16 protein-coding genes and 1 tRNA gene are annotated in these 18,613 nt (G+C 48.6%); 8 read left to right on the forward strand and 9 right to left on the reverse strand.

What is annotated here, in order from left to right:
* Positions 1-13: 13 nt before the first annotated feature.
* The 8 genes from fliG to RBK99_RS13120 all read right to left on the reverse strand — a co-directional run bounded on the left by fliG (position 14) and on the right by RBK99_RS13120 (position 8,371).
* Entirely contained in the window at positions 14-1,060 is a 1,047-nt protein-coding gene (gene fliG, locus RBK99_RS13085; RefSeq protein WP_317505046.1) for a flagellar motor switch protein FliG, read from the reverse strand.
* Positions 1,053-2,744: a flagellar basal-body MS-ring/collar protein FliF gene (gene fliF / locus RBK99_RS13090; RefSeq protein ID WP_317505062.1), complete on the reverse strand. Its 1,692-nt coding sequence runs from the start codon at positions 2,742-2,744 to the stop codon at positions 1,053-1,055. Before fliF ends, fliG begins: the two co-directional genes overlap by 8 nt.
* A 47-nt stretch (positions 2,745-2,791) precedes the next feature.
* Complete coding sequence (fliE, locus tag RBK99_RS13095) at positions 2,792-3,124, reverse strand: flagellar hook-basal body complex protein FliE (RefSeq protein ID WP_317505047.1); 333 nt, start codon at positions 3,122-3,124, stop codon at positions 2,792-2,794.
* Between the two features lie 143 nt (positions 3,125-3,267).
* Positions 3,268-4,629 (reverse strand): sigma-54-dependent transcriptional regulator, encoded by a 1,362-nt coding sequence (locus RBK99_RS13100; protein WP_317505048.1) that lies wholly within the window; start codon positions 4,627-4,629, stop codon positions 3,268-3,270.
* Positions 4,622-5,629 carry a sensor histidine kinase gene (locus RBK99_RS13105; protein WP_317505049.1) on the reverse strand — a complete coding sequence of 336 codons (1,008 nt, stop codon included), beginning with the start codon at positions 5,627-5,629 and terminating at the stop codon, positions 4,622-4,624. The genes RBK99_RS13100 and RBK99_RS13105 overlap by 8 nt, the downstream gene beginning before the upstream one ends.
* Positions 5,630-5,748: 119 nt before the next feature.
* Positions 5,749-7,188 (reverse strand): sigma-54 dependent transcriptional regulator, encoded by a 1,440-nt coding sequence (locus RBK99_RS13110; RefSeq protein WP_317505050.1) that lies wholly within the window; start codon positions 7,186-7,188, stop codon positions 5,749-5,751.
* A gap of 21 nt (positions 7,189-7,209) precedes the next feature.
* Positions 7,210-7,737 (reverse strand): DUF1285 domain-containing protein, encoded by a 528-nt coding sequence (locus tag RBK99_RS13115; protein WP_317505051.1) that lies wholly within the window; start codon positions 7,735-7,737, stop codon positions 7,210-7,212.
* Positions 7,738-7,747: 10 nt separating this feature from the next.
* A complete protein-coding gene (locus tag RBK99_RS13120) occupies positions 7,748-8,371 on the reverse strand; it encodes a response regulator transcription factor (RefSeq protein WP_317505052.1) in 624 nt (207 codons plus the stop codon).
* A 202-nt stretch (positions 8,372-8,573) separates the two neighbouring features.
* Here RBK99_RS13120 and RBK99_RS13125 point away from each other — a divergent pair, with 202 nt between their 5' ends.
* Genes RBK99_RS13125 through pdxH form a run of 3 tightly spaced genes read left to right on the forward strand, consistent with a single transcriptional unit; the run spans position 8,574 to position 12,469 of the window.
* Entirely contained in the window at positions 8,574-10,226 is a 1,653-nt protein-coding gene (locus RBK99_RS13125) for an amidohydrolase (protein ID WP_317505053.1), read from the forward strand.
* A 15-nt stretch (positions 10,227-10,241) separates the two neighbouring features.
* On the forward strand, positions 10,242-11,789 hold the full coding sequence (locus tag RBK99_RS13130; RefSeq protein ID WP_317505054.1) for a DUF3369 domain-containing protein: 1,548 nt from the start codon (positions 10,242-10,244) through the stop codon (positions 11,787-11,789).
* A gap of 41 nt (positions 11,790-11,830) precedes the next feature.
* Positions 11,831-12,469, forward strand: a complete 639-nt coding sequence (gene pdxH, locus RBK99_RS13135) for a pyridoxamine 5'-phosphate oxidase (RefSeq protein ID WP_317505055.1) — start codon at positions 11,831-11,833, stop codon at positions 12,467-12,469.
* Here pdxH and RBK99_RS13140 read toward each other — a convergent pair.
* Positions 12,450-13,520 (reverse strand): Ldh family oxidoreductase, encoded by a 1,071-nt coding sequence (locus RBK99_RS13140; protein WP_317505056.1) that lies wholly within the window; start codon positions 13,518-13,520, stop codon positions 12,450-12,452. The two genes, pdxH and RBK99_RS13140, sit on opposite strands and share 20 nt — an antisense overlap.
* 71 nt (positions 13,521-13,591) lie before the next feature.
* On the opposite strand from RBK99_RS13140, the gene RBK99_RS13145 reads away from it, so the two are divergent.
* The 5 genes from RBK99_RS13145 to RBK99_RS13165 all read left to right on the forward strand — a co-directional run.
* Positions 13,592-14,626 (forward strand): ATP-dependent 6-phosphofructokinase, encoded by a 1,035-nt coding sequence (locus RBK99_RS13145; RefSeq protein WP_317505057.1) that lies wholly within the window; start codon positions 13,592-13,594, stop codon positions 14,624-14,626.
* 18 nt (positions 14,627-14,644) lie between these two features.
* Positions 14,645-15,571, forward strand: a complete 927-nt coding sequence (gene speB / locus RBK99_RS13150) for an agmatinase (RefSeq protein ID WP_317505058.1) — start codon at positions 14,645-14,647, stop codon at positions 15,569-15,571.
* Between the two features lies 1 nt (position 15,572).
* Positions 15,573-17,483: a biosynthetic arginine decarboxylase gene (gene speA, locus RBK99_RS13155; RefSeq protein WP_317505059.1), complete on the forward strand. Its 1,911-nt coding sequence runs from the start codon at positions 15,573-15,575 to the stop codon at positions 17,481-17,483.
* Positions 17,484-17,586: 103 nt separating this feature from the next.
* Positions 17,587-17,662: transfer RNA gene (locus tag RBK99_RS13160), tRNA-Phe, on the forward strand.
* A gap of 165 nt (positions 17,663-17,827) precedes the next feature.
* On the forward strand, positions 17,828-18,613 hold a 786-nt coding region (locus RBK99_RS13165; RefSeq protein ID WP_317505060.1), incomplete at its 3' end, for an integrase arm-type DNA-binding domain-containing protein.

Below are 18,613 nucleotides of genomic sequence, written 5' to 3' on the forward strand. Positions count from 1 at the left end.
ACGCGTTAAGCCCTTATAAGAATTCGTCACCGCCGCCACCGCCAAGCATGATTTCACCGGCGTCAGCCAAACGGCGTGCTGCAGCAAGAATATCTTTCTGAGCAGCTTCCACATCACTAATGCGAATAGGTCCCATCGCTTCGAGGTCGTCACGCAACATATCACCGGCGCGTTTAGACATGTTCTTAAAGATTTTTTCCTGAACCCCTTCGTCTGCACCCTTCATGGCTTTTTGTAAGGTTTCACCTTCAACCTCACGCAACAAGCTCTGGATACCCCGGTCGTCGACATCTACCAGGTTCTCGAACACAAACATCAGATCCTGAATGTTCTGACTCATCTCTTCGTCTTGCTCGCGGATGGAGTCCATCAGCTGACCTTCGATGTTGGTGTCCAGGTAGTTCATAATATTTGCCGCTGCTTTCAGGCCGCCCATCTTCGCTGCCTGAGCACCTGCCTGACCAGCAAACTGTTTCTCCATAATTTCGTTCAGTTCCTGCAATGCCGCTGGCTGTACTTCTTCCAGGTTGGCTATGCGCATCATCAGATCCAGTCGCACCTTATCCGGGAACTGCGCCATAATTTCGGCACTCTGTTCCGGGTCCAGATAAGACAGGACGATGGTCTGAATCTGCGGGTGTTCATTACGGATAATGGTTGCAACCTGTTTGGAATCCATCCACTTCAGTGAATCCAGACCTTTTGAGCCACCGCCCATAACAATCTGCTCAATCAAGTTTCCGGCTTTGTCTTCACCCAGCGCAGATGTCAGAGCTTTACGCACAAACTCTTCACTCTTGAAGCCAATGTTGGTGAACTTCTGAATTTCTTCCAGGAACAAGTGGTGCACGGCATTCACTTTATCCTGGTTAAAGTCTTCCAAGCTTGCCATGGCCATACCCACTTTCTGCACCTGCTTCGGTTCCAGGTGTTTCAGAATTTGGGCAGCATCCTCTTCGGACAAGCTGAGCAACAGGATAGCTGCCTTTTCGACACCTTCTAAGGTATCGACATCAAACTCCACTTTGCCGCGTTTGGTTTTAGTATTTTGATCAGGCATCTTCGTTCAACCACGCTTTAACCACTTGTGAAGACAATTCAGGCTCATTGGCAACCAATGCCCGAACAGCTTTCAGCAAGTCTTCATCTTTGTGCAGGTCCGGTAATTGCAGGCTGCCATCAGCACCGAAACCAACCGCACTCTCATCAAATTGTGAGGATAACAGATCAATGGTTTCATCGCCCATTGATTCCTCATCAAGGAAGGCTTCCGCATCGTCCTCAACACCCGATTCAGGATTCATCAGCTTCTTCAGCATGGGGCGAACAACCGCCATGATTAAGACGACAATAACCAGAGCACCAATAATCAGGCGGAAAGCCCGCCAAAACCAGGGCTCTTCCCACAAGGGTATTTCGCCCGTACCCAAATCAGGTAGCTTCGCAAAAGGAACCGACACCACTTCAATACTGTCGCCGCGGTTAATATCAAAGCCCAAACCACCTTGCAGCAGTCGGCGAATATCCGCCATCTCTTCAGCACTCGCTGGCTGTGGCTGAGTTTCACCCGCTTCGTTCGTTGTCGTTTTTTGATTTACCGCAACGGACACACTTAAGCGTTCAACCGTGCCGGTTTGACTGCGCGTATAAGTGACCGAGTTATCAAGCTCGTAATTTCTGGTCGCTTCCCGGTGAGTGCTTCCGCTCACACCACCTGCCGTTTCGCCGTTTCCGGCTTCTTCGGGAATATTGGAATCCAATGGAGGCTGGTTTGATAAAGCGCCCGGAATACCGCCAATTGCACTGCCGATATTCCGGTTTTCTACCGTCATTTCGCTGCGAATAGCAGGCATGTCCGGATTAAACTGACGTTGCGTCTCTTCGCGCTGGGTAAAGTCCATGGTCACATCCACCTGCGCGGTGTAATTATCGTAACCCAGTACCGGAATTAAAATGCTGTCAATTTTTTCCAGATACTCTTCTTCTCGCTTTTGTTCGAGCTGGTATTCTCGAGAACTTTTTGCCGCCAGAGCGCTCTGCGAACCCGAGTTAAGCAGTCGTCCAGCCTGGTCAGTTACCGTCACTTGCGCCGTGTTTAAACCAATAACAGACGACGCAACCATATCAACAATGGAAGCCACTTCCTCTTCGTTCAAGGAGCTGCCGCCACGAACATCTAACATGACAGACGCTTTCGGGTTCTTTTCTCTGCGGGCGAAAACATTTTCTTTAGGAACTGCTAGTAACACTCGTGCTGCCGAAACTTTTTGGATTTCTTCAATGGCCCGCGCAAGCTGCACTTCGCGGGAGTGAATCAGACGCTCACGTTCCAGCCGCTGGCTAACACCAAAGCCTGGTTCGCTCATTAATATCTCTGAACCATTATTTGTCGAGTTGCCATAATCAACACCAGCCCGGGTTAACTGCAGCTTGATACTCTCATACTGTTCTTCCGGCACAGAAACGGTGTTGCCGTCTACTTTGTACTCAACACCATTAGCATCCATGTAATCCAGGGTGCTGATCAACTGAGGTGTTTCTAAATTACCCAGGGGTCGATAAGTCGCCTCTTGTGCCCACAACATAATAAAAACAGCAATAGCAACGCAGATGGCCAAAGCCAGTACGACAATAACCTGACGCAACATATCAAAGTTACCCAACATTGACATAAAGCCAGATTTTTCATTGCCACCATCATCGCCGGAATTATTGCGGTCAGGTATGTCGGTATCTTGTACCATTAAATCAGTTGATTCAGCCACGACTCATATCTCCAGTGCTGCTACGGTTATACCGGCATTGACATTATTTCTTTGTACGCTTCAACAACTTTGTTGCGTACCTGAACAGTCGCTTCAAACGCTATACTCGACTTTTGACTGGCAATCATGGTTTGCTCCAGGGTCACATTAGGATCGCCCAGCTCCATTCGCGTTTTTAAATCGCCGGAGGTTTGCTGCAACTCATTGACGTTATCCAGCGCATTTTTCAGCATGTTGGAGAAGTCTGCCTGAGCGGTATTGCCTTGCAGGGTGTTGATATTGGTCGGCTGATCACGCTGAGATGCCTGCGTCGCCATCGACTGTAACTGTTGGTAAAGTGCGTTTGCTTCCACTTTCATAATTCACCCCGTCAAAAATTCATCACTGACTGTCTTTAGGGATAACTATGCAAGCTAAATGCCAACTTTCAGGAAGAGACCGATTAGGCAAAGAAAAGCCCTGCAAAACAGGGCTAATTGTGTTGCCGCCTTTTTAGGAAGCCCTAAGACCCTGTCAGCGCGAGGCCTTGTTCACGAATTTTTGCCAGTTTATAGCGCAGGGTTCGCGGACTAATACCCAGTTCATCAGCAACGGGTTGACGCTTGCCCTGATGACGCTGAAGTGCTTCTTTTATGATCTGATATTCTTGATGGAAAAGCGATTCGTCGAGGTTTTCCAGTTTGCTTTCCGACGTACTCACTTGCTCAGGAAAAACACTTGCCGACTCCGAAGCCTCGTTCAATTCCAGCATTAAATCATCCGGTTGAATTTCACTACCACGGTGTAATACAAGTGCTCTCTGCACAACATTTTCCAGTTCACGAACATTGCCTGGCCAGGAGTAACGTTGCAGACGTTGTATTGCTGCGTTCGAAAAGCTGACCGGGTTTTTAATGCCTGAGCGCTGCTTATGTCGTTGTAGTAAATTTTCGGCTAAAGGAACAACATCGGCAGGCCGTTCACGCAGCGACTTCCAGTGCAAAGGAAAAACGTTTAAACGGTACATTAAATCTTCTCGTAGCTGCCCTTCACTAACAGCTTGTTGCAAGTCTCGGTTGGAAGTGGCAATTAAGCGCACATCCAGTTGAATCGTTTTACGGGAACCCAGTCGTTCGACCTGACGCTCCTGGATAACCCTCAGCAGTTTTGCCTGCAAGTGTATTGGCATTTCAGTCACTTCGTCGAGCAACAAAGTCCCTCCCTGCGCCAACTCAAACTTTCCGGGGGATGACTGATTAGCACCGGTAAACGCACCTTTTTCATAACCAAACAGCATCGACTCCAGCATATTTTCAGGTATCGCTGCACAGTTAATTGCAATAAAAGGGCCCTGTGCACGCTCAGAATGCTGATGGATATATCGCGCAAGCACTTCTTTACCCGTCCCACTCGGCCCGGTCACCATCACACTGGCATCACTGCTCGCCACTTTACGGGCCATACCCAGTATCGCCTGACTAGATTCTTCCTCAGCAACTGGCTCAATGTCATTAATAGCACCGTCCGGCAAGTAACGCTGAACCAAGGTTTGCAGCCTTTCAATCGAAAAGGGCTTAGTTAAATAATCGATCGCGCCTTCACGCATGGCGACAACAGCGTCATCCACCTTGGCAAAAGCCGTCATCATAATAACCGGAATGTCATATTGCTGGTTATTCATACTGCGCAACAACTGCAAGCCATCGATACCGGGCATTTGTACGTCACTAATAACTAGAGCGACGGATTCCTTTTTCAATATGAGCAAGGCTTCCTCGCCATTAGCCGCTTCCAGACATTGGCAGTCGGCTAACTCCAGTGTATCAATAATCGCTTCACGCAAAGAGACATCGTCTTCAACAACCAGTACTTGTCGCTCACCCATAATGCACCTCGCTCAATTGGCTTCCTGACCATTGATGCACCGGCAGTGACAGTGTAAAGCGACTGCCTTTGCCTTCCTGGCTCTCCCAGTCAATCTGACCGTTATGGGCTTTGACAACCGTTTGCACTACAGCCAGACCTAACCCCGTGCCATTCGATTTTCCCGTAAAGAACGGGGTAAATACGCTGTCTCGTTTTTCTGCTGTAATCCCACAGCCCGCATCAATAACTGAAATGCGCCAGTTCTCACTGTCCACATCGGTTTTCACCAGTACTTCCTGTCCCGGCTGGCTGGCATCAATAGCGTTGTTAATAAGATTCTGTATCGCGCCTATCAACGCGGCTTGGTTTGCCCGCAATACCGCACCGATATTAGGGTCAATGCAGTTAATTCGTATCTGGTGTTGCTCCGCATAGCTTTCGATGTTTGTCATCACTTGCTCCACCAGGCTCTGGGTACTGAGATCATCCAACATCGGCTGCTCACCACTCTTAGCAAACAGCAGCATATCGTTTACCTGTTGTTCCAGAGAATGCAGTCGGGAGAGGAGTTTTGCCGAGAAACGTTGCTGCTTCACGGGAGAAATAGTGCCTTGTTTAAGGTTTTGCGCATAAAGGATAGCAGCGGACAGCGGCGTCCGAATTTGATGCGCCAGCGAAGCAACCATTTTTCCCATGGAAGATAGACGCTGTAAGTGGCTAATTCGGTTTTGCAGGCGCCGGGTTTCGGTTAAGTCGGTCAAGACAATCAGCTGCCCTGGCTTTTCATTCACTACGGACGTATCCAACCTGACCCGTCGACCGTTTCGAAGGGAAACTTCATGCCAGTCATCCGCTTTGGGAGCGAACAGCTCACTGACAAGTTCACGCCATAGGTGGCTTTTTAGTGGGTGCCCTAACAGGCTGGTGGCATTGTCGTTGCAATAATCCACAACCCCATGGCTGTCCAGTAAAATAACGGCGTTAGGCATCGCATCAATAATTTGATGATAGGTGGCCATACTGACATCTCCAATTAACGACTATAGAGAAGTCAATGCAAAATAGATGCCAGTATAATTACCTTTATTTTCAGCAAGTTAAACACAAGGAAGGATGTCAAAAGACTGACACTGTACTCTTACTCTTTTTGAATTCCGTACTTCTTCATTTTCTCAACTAAGGTCGTCCGTCGCATACTCAACAGTTCGGCAGCCTTAGCCACGACCCAGTCCGATTTTTCCAGAGCCTGAGCAATCATCCCGGTTTCTATTTCCGTCAGCATATCTTTTAGATTGACACCGTTATCCGGTAATTCAGAGTCAACTGAGTGTCGTTTTTCTTCATCTTCAGTCGCATCTTCTGATTCGTTGAAAATAGCACTGAGTGCTTCGCGTTCCAGCATTTCTTCCGGATAATCAGGGCTTGGCGCACTGTGCTCAACGTGCTGATATTTCGGCGGCAAATCAGGTACATCGACCAAACTATCAGGATGCATAATGGTCAAGCGCTCTATCAGGTTGGTCAGTTCCCGTACGTTACCCGGCCAGCGATGGTAAGACAACGACTCCAGCGCCCGTTCGGTAAAACGTACACCAACGCCACGCTCTTTCTTAAAACGCTGAGTCAACTCCTGCAGTAACAAGGGTACGTCTTCCTGTCGCTCGCGCAGCGCAGGCACTTCAATTGGAAAGACATTCAAACGGTAGTACAAATCTTCACGGAATTTACCGTCAATAATCATCTGTTCCAGCTCGCGGTGGGTTGCCGCAACTACCCGCACATCAGCAATAATACTTTTGCTGCCACCGACACGCTCAAAGGTTCGTTCCTGCAAAACCCGCAGTAGCTTCACCTGCATTGGCAGTGGCATATCACCAATTTCATCAAGAAAAAGCGTTCCGCCCTGGGCCAGCTCAAAACGTCCTTTACGTGCGCCAATAGCACCGGTAAACGCCCCTTTTTCGTGCCCGAAGAGCTCACTCTCCAGCAAATCACCGGGAATAGCACCGCAGTTAACCGGAACAAAAGGCCCTTTGTTACGATCAGATAAATCATGAATTCCGCGCGCAACCACTTCTTTACCCGTGCCTGATTCGCCCAGAATCAGCACGTTCGCATCGGTGGCTGACACCTGCTCTATCAACTGGCGCACATGCTTCATTGTGCGGCCGTTACCAATTAACGTTTGTTCTAGCTTGCCACTACCGGGATGCCTTTTTCTGGCCGCCTTTACCGGTAGTTGCTGGTGATAGGCCTGACAATAATGCAGCATATTGGATAGACTGGCGTAATCAAAGGACTCTTCCAGAGGACCGATAACATTGGCTTTTTGTAACGCCTGAAGCTGTTCAATATTAGCGCATATAAAAGGAAGGTGTGGTGCGTCTCCGGCTAATTTATGCAGGTTATCAACGCCATTGCCGGCAATAACGCAAAGTGCGTCTGCAGCAGAGAGTTTGAGAGTGTCTGAAGGAGATATGACTTGAACGGTTTCACCAATAAAGGTTAATACCGTTTCAAAATGCTGACGACGCTCTGGCTTCTGTTCAACCAGGTAGACTATTCTTGTTTTTGTCATAGACGAGTTTACCGCAACGTCCTATTCCGCATTTCCTAACACAAAGGTTTCACCCGCACTGGAAAGATACCATTGTTCCAGTCCATCGACAGTTCGTGACTGTGCAAATGAAACCCACTGATAAAATACATTGCGATGTACTCTCGCTGTCAATCCTCTTTGCATCACAATATAGGGTACGCCCTCTTCCATTGTGAGCGGATGTTCAGAACTTAATACCAGAGTATCACCGATATTCGTGGTTAGCAGCAAGAATTGCTGGTCTTCTTCCTCTCGTTGTTGCCAATCGACAATGACAAAAGGAGTATCTTCAACCGTAATTTTCACTTTTTCGGCAGGTGTTACTAAAAAATAATCACCGTCTTCAACCACTAATACCGAAGCAAATAATTTAACCAGTGCCTGCCGTTTTATCTGACTGCCCTGATAAAACCAGTCACCGTTAGACGCGATATAAATGGGGATCTCACCACAATAAGGTGGATCCCACAACTCAGTTGGTGCATGTTGGTGCTTTTCTAGCTCAGAGATTAAACGGTTCAGAGACATAAATCGAAAGTTAATCGACCAGTTTTTTCTGTCTTAGCAAATACCAAAGCGTAGCTTCAGTGCGGTTTGACACTTTAATGGCTTTAAATATTGCCGATAAATGCACACGAATGGTGCCTTCGGTAATACCCAGAATATTCGCAATTTCTTTATTTGATAACCCCTGCGCCAATAACTGCATAATTTCTAACTGCCGTGGTGACAAAAAGCTTTCCGCACCGCTGGATTTATCGCGCGGTTCATTTAAATGCGGATCATCCGGAATATAACGATCACCATTCAACAGAGAGCGAAGAGCAAGTTTTGCCTGTTCTGCAGAACTGTCTTTGGGTAAATAACTGCGTACGCCCGCCGCCAGTACCTGACGAACCTCAGAAATAGCACGTGGACGCGTAAACAACACAATATGAGTGCGTGGTGCAAGCTTCTTCAAACGTTGCAGCGCAGGTCGAATTTCGGCGTCCGGTAATTCCATTTCAAGAAAAATCAGATCGTAATCATCGGCTGCTAAATAATTCTCTGCGATCTCAAACGATTCAGCTTCATAAATAGAAGGCTGATTCGCATAGTTCGTTAGAATTTGTATAAGACCCGCGCGCATAAAAAACTGCGGGTCAATAATTAGAACTTTCATCCTGAAATCCAAAATAGCACTTATTCAATTAACTTTTAGCATACCTAAAATATAACAGACAGCAAGTTTTTTACGGATATCTCAAGGCGTGACTGTAGTTATGTTAACTTCGTTAACAAAAAGTTTGGGTAACGTCTAGTCGCTTGTACAGTAAAAAAGCTATAGTGTGGCCTATGTTATTTTCTATGGAGTTCAAACAACTATGCGACGTATTGCCTGCTTAGTCATCAGCCTGAGTTTATCCGCTTCAACCTTTGCCGATACCTTATATACCAATATGAAAGGCTATACCCTGACCAGCCCAGCCGGCCAGGACGCTGTACTGAAAAGGTTTTCAACACTATTAGTCGAAAATGGAAAAGTTCAGGCAATGGGTGATAGTTCGCTGGAAGAACGCTTTGCTGATGCTGATAAGATTGTCGATTTGCAAGGCAAGACGGTGTTTCCCGGGCTAACGGATGCTCACGGGCATATACAGAGCTTAGGCAACAGCCTGTTGCAAGTCGATTTACGCAATACCGGCTCCGTTTCTGCTGCGGTACAAAAGGTACGAACTTACGCCGAAGACCAGCCTCAAATGGAATGGATTACCGGTCGCGGCTGGAATCAGGAACAGTGGCAACAAAAAGTATTCCCCAGTGCAGCCCATCTCGATGAAGTGGTCAGTGATCGTCCAGTCTGGCTTATGCGGATAGACGCTCATGCCGGTTGGGCAAACAGCGAAACCTTACGCCGGGCTGGTATTGATAAAGACACTGTTGCACCAGAAGGTGGCGAAATTATTCGTGATGAGCAAGGCAATCCAACCGGCGTGCTGGTCGATAACGCCATGCAGCTGGTTGAAGACATTATCCCGGCGCCCTCACTTCAGCAACAACGCGCAGCCTATGAACTTGCTCTCGAACATTTAATTAAGTTAGGCATCACCAGTGTGCACGATGCCGGCATTAACGCTGACGAAATCTCAGTTTACAAAGGACTTCATAACCAGGGCCGTATGCCTCTTCGGGTTTACGGTATGATAGCAGCGACTGAGCCTAAACTGGCCCAGCTTTTGGCAGAAGGACCTTACCAGACCGACGACCAGAGGCTCACCATTCGCAGCGTAAAAATATACGCTGACGGAGCTCTGGGAAGTCGCGGTGCGGCGCTGCTGGAACCCTACAGTGACGACCACGGCAACCACGGTCTTATGGTCACGTCAGAAGAGAAAATTCAAGACCTTTACCAGTTAATCATTCCACACGGTTTTCAAGTGAACACTCACGCCATTGGCGATCGCGCGAATCGCGTAGTTTTAGATAACCTGGCTAAAGTATACGACCAACTGGGTGGCCGCAATTTACGCAACCGTATTGAACACGCTCAAATTGTGCATCCTGATGACTTAAAACGCTTTGACGACCTTAATCTGATTGCTTCAATGCAACCCACACACGCCACCAGCGACAAAAACATGGCAGAAGACCGACTGGGTACCGAGCGCATGGCGGGTGCTTATGCGTGGCAGACATTATTGGATCAGGGAACGGTTATTGCCGCCGGCTCAGACTTCCCGGTCGAACTGGCTAACCCGTTTTACGGACTGCACGCAGCCGTTACACGCCAAGACAGAAGCAATATGCCTGCCGGTGGCTGGTATCCAGAAGAAAAGATGAGCCTGGAACAAGCATTACGGGCGTTTACCATTGATGCTGCTTACAGCGCCTGGCAGGAGAAGTCACTAGGCTCACTCGAGCCGGGCAAATGGGCTGACTTTATCGTGTTGGACCAGAATCCCTTTGCGATTGAATCCAGCGATATTTGGCAAACCAATGTTGAACAAACTTATGTTGCCGGCGAACGTGTTTATTAGAAAGGATGCACCATAATGAACGATGATTTTCTGTTTTCCGAAGACGAGCCCGAAACACTCGAAGAGGAAGAAGCGGAACCCTATAATGTCCTGATTGTTGATGACGATGAAGAGATTCACACCATCACCAAAATGGCTTTGGGTGAATTTAAGCTGGACGGGCGTCCACTTAAGTTTCATTCCGTTTATTCCGGCCAAGACGCTATCGCGTTTTTGCAGGACAATAGCAACATTGCCATGATGCTACTCGACGTGGTGATGGAAACCGACCATGCAGGCTTAGACGTTGCCCGCTGGGTGCGGGAGAGCCTGAAAAACCGTCTGGTCAGAATTGTTTTGCGCACCGGACAACCGGGCCAGGCACCAGAGGAAGACGTCATCGCGCGCTATGACATCGACGACTATAAAGAGAAAACCGAGCTGACCTATCGTAAGTTGGTCACTCTGATGTACTCCTGTCTCCGCGCCTACCGCGATTTAAAATCCATTGAGCGCAATAAGCGGGGGCTGGAAAAAGTCATCAACGCCTCCGCTGAGGTGTTTTCTGCGCGCTCCATGCAAGGGCTTTGTCAGGGGATACTAGAACAATTAGTGGCGTTAATTACTCTTTCCGACGATGCCATGTATTGTCGAATGGATTCTCTTACCGCCAGTTCGGATACTAACGATCCATTTGAAATTATCGGTGGTACCGGCGAGTATGAAAATGCGGCAGGACAGCCCATCCAAAGTGAAATTGACTGGGACATTGTCAAGCCCATGCAGCAAAGCTCGCAAAATGTGGACTTTCGAATTGTGGACGGCAATTATTATGGGCTCTATAAAACCAGCAGCTCACGTCAGTACTTACTGTTTATTCGTGGGGTCCGTGACTTATCTGAGCTGGATCAAAATCTACTCGGTCTTTTTGTGAATAATAGCTCTATTGCTATCGATAACCTGCAAGCCACAGAGAACGAGCGGGAAGCTCAACGCGAGCTCCTTTACAGCGTCGGCGAAGCCATTGAAAAGCATTCAATTGACGAAATCAGCCACCATGTAAAACGTTCCGCGGAAATGGCTGGGCAATTGGCCATTTTCTCGGGAGCCACGCACGAGCAAGCGGAAGCCTTAAAGCAAGCCGCTTCGGTTTACGATATTGGCAAAGTGTCTGTGCAAATGGAGTTAGCGCAACGAGCCGATGTTCTGACTATTCATGACTATGAAGAAATTATGCAAAAAGTCATTCAAGGGCACGATTACCTGAACCAGACCGATACCGCGGTAGCCAAAATTGCCGCCGCTATCGCACAGGATATTCACGAACGCTGGAACGGATCGGGCTTCCCAAGTCAGAAAGTGGGCAAGGACATCGATCTAAATGCGCGCATACTGACCATTACCAGTCACTTTGATGCACTGCGCACGCAACGCACTTATCGTGACGCGAAAGAATCGGAAGATGCGGCGGATTACCTGTTACAACACAGTGGTAAATTTTTCGACCCGGAGCTGGTCGGCCTGATGCTGGATAATCTGGATGCTATGGAAAAAATACGCCAGCGCTACTTAGACAAAAAGTGAGATATAATGGGACAGACGTCCCTAATCCATAAGGAGTTACCATGGATTTACAAGCAATGCGCCGCGAATACGGGCTAGGCAGCCTGCACCGCGAGCAGCTGGAATCGGATCCGGTAAAACAATTTGAAAGGTGGATGCAGCAAGCAATAGACAGCAATCTGCTAAGTGATCCTACCGCTATGACTCTGGCCACGGTCAATGCTGAACAGATGCCCAGTCAACGTATTGTGTTGCTGAAAGGTTACGACCTTAAGGGCTTTCGTTTTTACACCAACAAAAACAGCCATAAAGGCCAGGACATCAGCGCAAACCCTACGGTCTCCCTGCACTTTGCCTGGCTCCCCTTAGAGCGGCAAATCAGTATTATTGGTAACGCCGTGCCGCTGGACGATGAAGCCAACGACCGTTACTTTCATTCGCGCCCTAAAGAAAGCCAGATTGCAGCTCTTGCTTCGCAACAAAGCCGTCCGGTAGAAAGTCGTGACGTGCTGGAGAGCCATTATCAGTCGCTACTGAAAGAATACCAGCACACTGAAGTACCACGCCCCCGTCACTGGGGTGGTTACTGTGTTGAACCACAGCAATTCGAATTCTGGCAAGGCGGCCAGCATCGACTGCATGACCGCTATGTTTACACTCAGGACAGAGCCAACTGGCGTATTACTCGTTTACAGCCATAGGCAGCTTTACATCACAGAATTCAGCGCAACGCTGCAGAACCTTCAAGGTAGCGTTGCTGTAACAAACCCCGTTTTGCAACTGCTCCCGTTTGCGCTGCTGCGCCGCCTCCCCGGGAATGCGCACCGGTTGCTCAGGATTCACCGCCGCACTCTTTCGACTGTCGTCCAATAAGTCATCAACCTGCTGTAAAAACTCTTGTTTGTCGCCAAAGGCTTCCGGGTCAATTACCTGTACCCAGATTGAATTTGCATCACCGTCTTCAGCGCCCTGCCGGCGGCCATACTGACTCAAGGCCATAGACCAAATTTCGCTGAACAGCGTCAACCCATAACCTTTATAACCCAACTGTTCACCGCCCAATGGCGCAATCGCGCTGCCTGGCGACTCGAAAAAGGTAAGCGGATCGTCGGTCCACTCACCATCCGGTTGAATTAAGGCTTTGTAAGGTAACTTAGTACCGTTTGCTTTAGCCTGGCGTACTTTCCCGGCTGCCGTCATAGAAAAGCTAATATCCAATAATAAAGGCTCGCTGGAGCTGGGCACGCCAATGGCAAAAGGATTAGGAGAAAACACGGGTTCTTTACCGCCAAACGCGGCCACAGCGCGCTGCCCCGGCGTCGAGCACATGAGGCTAACAACCAACCCCTGTTCTGTTGCTATCGTCAAATAAGCGGCCAAAGATGCCACGTGCTGGCTACGACGTACCACAATTGTTCCGGTACCTGCCTTTTTCGCCATTTTGCTGGCCGCATCAATAGCCTGCGGTACCACATAGGGTCCGGGCAAAAGCTGCGCGTCCCAGTTAGCAACCGCCGCGCGCTCACTTAACACCAACGGTTCCCCTTTCGCCAGACTCTTGCCGTCCCGCAGCCACTGGCAATTATTTAACAAACGAATTAATCCATGGGTGCTAAACCCTAATAAATCGCCTTCCAGCAAATAGTAACTCACATGACGTGCCACCTCGCCGGACGCTCCGGCTTCAGTCAAACAGTCACGCGCCCAGTTCGATAATTTTGAATAATCAAAACAAACAACATCAGTACTCATGAAATTTCCTCTTGGTCACGGCCTGCAGGTCGTTTAAGCTACGTATACGACATTATCAAGGAGTAGAGATTGTGTCATCAGCAAACACAATAAACCGCATTGCCCTAATAACCAGTGGCGGTGATGCACCCGGCATGAATGCCGCTATCCGCGCAGTGGTTCTTACAGCGGAAAACTACGGTATTGAAGTCATGGGCTTTCGCCATGGCTATGAAGGACTGTTGAATAACGAGTTTGTAAAACTTGACCGCGAAGACGTTGAGCATATTTTGCAATATTCCGGCACCATTATTAAAAGTGCCCGTAGCGAACGTTTTAAAACCGAAGAAGGTGGGCGTGAAGCAGCGACCAACCTGGATGCTCATCAAATTGATGCCTTTATTGTCATTGGTGGTGACGGCTCGTTCCGCGGCGCTGAGCACCTGTCAAACTTCTGGGAAGGACCCATTGTCGGCATTCCCGGCACTATCGATAATGATCTGTTTGGCACTGATCACACTATTGGCTATGACACAGCGGTCGAAACCGCTATGGACGCGTTGGATAAAATCCGGGATACCGCCGAAGCCATGGACCGCGTCTTTATTGTCGAAGTCATGGGACGCAATGCCGGCTATATTGGTATTAGTAGTGCCATGGCCAGTGGTGCCGAACGAATGATTTTGCCGGAGCTGCAAAAAGACAAGCCATTAACTGTTGATGCGCTGGTTAAGCATATAGAATCCGTACAACGGGTTCGTGGAGACTCCAGCTACGTGATGGTATTGTGCGAAAACCAATGGCCTGGCGGTGCAGTTCGACTTGCTGAGCAGTTAGAGGGCCGTCTTAATTTTCCATGTCGGCCATGCTTACTGGGGCACGTGCAGCGTGGTGGCCGGCCTACCGCCATGGATCGTATTTTGGCGACCCGGTTGGGGGTGCATGCAGTGGAACTCGTTCGCCAGCATAAAACAGCGGTTATGGCGGGTGTTACTGCAAATGAGTTAAGTGAGACCCCTTTTGTAGACACGTGGACTCAACGTAAAAAACTCAGCGAAGAACTGATTAATATTCAACAAAGTCTGTTTAATCCGATCAAAAAAGATCGCAATAAATCGACAAAGTAACAGAGGTCTGTAACGACAATGCCCGTAACGCAACTAACGGTGCCACTACCCGTACCATTAAATGATCCGAGCCGCCCTTTTTTTGGCGCACAACACAGCACCGATCTCCATTCGGGGCATACCCATATTCTGGGGTTTGGTTTTGATGGTACCGCTTGTTTTCGTAAAGGCACCAAAGAAGGCCCCGACGGTTTACGCGCGGTTTCTGAGGACATCGAATCGTACTCGCCCTATCTGGATGCCGATCTAGAAGACCAAACCTTCTACGATTTAGGCAATTTGCGGCTGGGCTTCGATGAAGACGAAGAGAAACAGTGGCATCATGCTGTGCATGACTTTAACGCTATTTTTGATTCGTGCGATTTAGCGAAGGAAAACATCAAACTGCTGACGCTGGGCGGAGAGCACTCAATTTCCTATGCGCCTATCGTTAAGTATTTAAAGCAATACCCTGACATGGTGTTGCTACACCTAGACGCGCACGCTGACTTACGTGATGGTTTTCTTGGTTACCACTATTCGCATGCGTCCATTATTCGTCGTTCCGTTGACCACTTTGGTCCGGGCCATGAGTTGATTCAATATGGCATTCGCTCAGGAACCCGCGACGAATACCAATGGATGAAAGAAAATAAAACCATCCGCAGCTCGCGCAAAGAGTTCCTCGACAGTGTGGAAGCTATTGCTAAAGACCGTCCGGTTTATTTGACCTTAGACCTGGATTACTTCGACCCCTCCTTTTTCCCTGGCACAGGCACGCCAGAGCCAGGCGGCGAAGATTTCCATTCTTTTGTCAGCCTGATGAAGCTGTTGCGGCAAAAAAATCTGGTCGGTGCCGATGTGGTTGAACTGTCGCCGCAAATAGACCCTACCGGCAATTCCGACGTGTTCGCTGCTAAAATTGTTCGCGAATTACTCCTCGTTTTACAACAGTCGGGAGCCTGAGATGTCAGACTGGAATATCGATCAAGCAGAAGAGTTGTACGGCGTTAATCGCTGGGGTGCCGGGTATTTTTCTATTGGAGACAATGGCAATATTCAAATCCGTCCGAACCATCGCTTGCCCGATGTCACTATTGATATGAAAGAAGTGGTGGATGAAATTGTGTCGGAAGGCATTCAGTTTCCGGCCGTTATCCGCTTCCATGACATTTTGCGCTCGCAGGTTGAAATCATTAACGAGACCTTCGGTAAATTAATTACCGACGCCAATTATCAGGGCGAGTACTGCGGTGTATTTCCCATTAAGGTTAACCAGATGCGCGAAGTGGTCGAGGAGATCATGGATGCGGGCGAACCCTACAATTACGGTTTAGAAGCAGGTTCTAAACCAGAGTTGATGGCAGTGATGGCGTACAACGACAACCCCGACGCGCTGACCATTCTTAATGGCTACAAAGACAAAGATTATCTCAAACTGGCACTGTTGGGCCGTCAGCTTAAACGCAAAATGATCATTGTGATTGAAAAGTTCAGCGAACTGGAAATGCTGATACCCTTGGCGAAAGAAATGGGTGTTGAACCCATGATTGGCCTGCGCTCAAAAATGATGGTGAAAAGCTCAGGTAAATGGGCAGGCTCCAGCGGTGACCGGGCTAAGTTCGGTTTAAGCATTGCTGAAATTCTGAATGTTATTGAGCGCCTGCGCGAAGAAGACATGCTGCACTGCGCCAAATTGCTGCATTTCCATATTGGCAGCCAGTTATCCGATATTCGCAAAATTAAAGAAGCCGTGAATGAAGGCGCGCGCCTGTACGCCAAGCTGGTACAAGAAGGTGTGCCGCTAGAATACCTGGATATTGGTGGTGGCCTCGGCATTGATTACGACGGCACCAGCACCACCAGTGACTCCTCACGCAACTATTCAACCGAGGAGTATGTTGCCGACGTGGTCTGGGGCGTGAAACAAATTTGTGATTTAGAAGAAGTCCCGCACCCGAACTTAGTCAGCGAAAGCGGCCGGGCAATGACCGCGCACCACAGCTGCGTTGTTACCAATATTGTTGGTGAAATGAAGCCCGCTGGTACACAATTTGATATCAGCGCCAGCGAAGACGAGCACATTCTGGTCAAGAATATGCGCGAGTTGCACAGCTCCGGCGACCAATTCCACCCGCAGGAACGTTACAACGACGCCGCGGGTTACAAACAAAATGCTTATGAAGCTTTTAAGCTGGGTATTTTGTCGCTCACCGAGATGGCTAAGCTGGATACCATGTACTGGCAGATACTGGCCGACATTCATCAAGCACTGGATAAAGACAGTTATGTCATGCAAGAGCTGGAAGAGTTGGAAGACATGCTCGCCAGCCAATACCTGTGTAACTTCTCAGTGTTCCAGTCTGCCGCAGATACCTGGGCCATAGGCCAAGTGTTACCCGTAGTGCCAATTTCACGTCTGGACGAGCAACCCGAGGTACGCTGCTCTATTGTCGATATTACCTGCGATAGTGACGGTAAGCTCAGTAAATACATTGAAGGGACTGAAATCAGCGATCATATTCCCATGCACAACCTGCGCAAAGGTGAGGACTACCATGTGGGTTTATTTCTGACCGGTGCGTATCAGGACGTTATGGGCGACATGCATAATCTGTTTGGTCGGCTCACCGAGGTTCACGTGTACTGCCACGACGACGAACCCGGTGACTTCTATATTGAAGAAGTGGTACCGGGCACCTCGGCCGAAAAAGTACTGCAAACCATGCAATACAATACCGAGTACATGGCCAAAACCGTGAAGAAGCAAATTGACCGTCAAGTGCGTAAAGGCTCACTGGCTCCACGTGAAGGGGTTCGCTGGACCAACTTCTACGAGCACTGCTTAGCCGGCAGCACCTACTTGCGTGTTGAATAATTCAGCAAAACAGGCGTGTAGTGCGCAATTACTGAGCAAACAGTAAAAAAGCAACGAAAAGCGGTTGACTCGAAACCGAAAAAAACGTTTAATACACGCCGTTGCCCGGATAGCTCAGTCGGTAGAGCAGAGGATTGAAAATCCTCGTGTCGGTGGTTCGATTCCGCCTCCGGGCACCACCATCCCTTCCAATGCCGTCCATACTTGTACTTTAAGCCTTTATTAATCAAGTACTTGGACGGGGTTGGAGTCTTTTTTAGTCCTTTCTGGTTCAGTAACATCCACACTTTTTAGTACACTGTTTAGTAACACAGAACAAAATGTACTAAAGGCGTGTTACTAAAATGGCTCGTATAACTAAACCGTTAAGTGCTCGAGAAGTCAGTGAAGCTAAGCCTAAAGACAAAGAATACAATCTTTATGATGGGCAAGGACTTCAACTAAGAGTTAAACCTTCTGGTAAGAAGGTTTGGGTCTTTAATTATTTTGAGCCTTTCACTAAACGCCGCAGAAATTTAACGCTTGGTACTTTCCCTGATTTGTCTCTAGCGCTAGCACGTGAAAAGCGCCAGCAAAATAGGGAGCTACTCGCCCAGGATATCGATCCCATATCTCATCGTGACGAGCAATTCGAGGCAAAGCGGGCTGCCGCTGGCAATACATTCAAAGCAGTAGCTGAGCGTTGGTTCGAGATACACAGCAAGGACTTAAAGCCTGGCACAGCTCAAAAGCTCTGGCGCTCGCTAGAGAATGACGTGTTCCCACGAATCGGATCAATCCCCATTAAGCAGTTAACGGCACCGAAAGCCATAGAAGCCATTGAGGCACTTACCAAACGCAATAGCTTTGAAATGGCACGTAAGGTCGCTCGCCGGATGAATAACGTAATGTCTTTCGCCTGTAACGTCGGTTACATCAAACATAACCCTCTTACAGGGATTAAAAAGGTGATCCCATCATCAGATGTTAAGAACATGCCAACACTGGCTCCTGATGAGTTACCGGAGCTCATGCGAGCTTTAAACTTTGCCAATATTAAATACGTGACACGTTGCTGCGTATTTCGGTCTATCCGGACAGCGATTCCGGCATCATTCGGACAAGCGTTCCGGTGTCATCCGGACAAGTTA

The organism is Idiomarina solivarensis (assembly GCF_033052755.1).
In the GTDB taxonomy this organism is placed as follows: domain Bacteria; phylum Pseudomonadota; class Gammaproteobacteria; order Enterobacterales; family Alteromonadaceae; genus Idiomarina.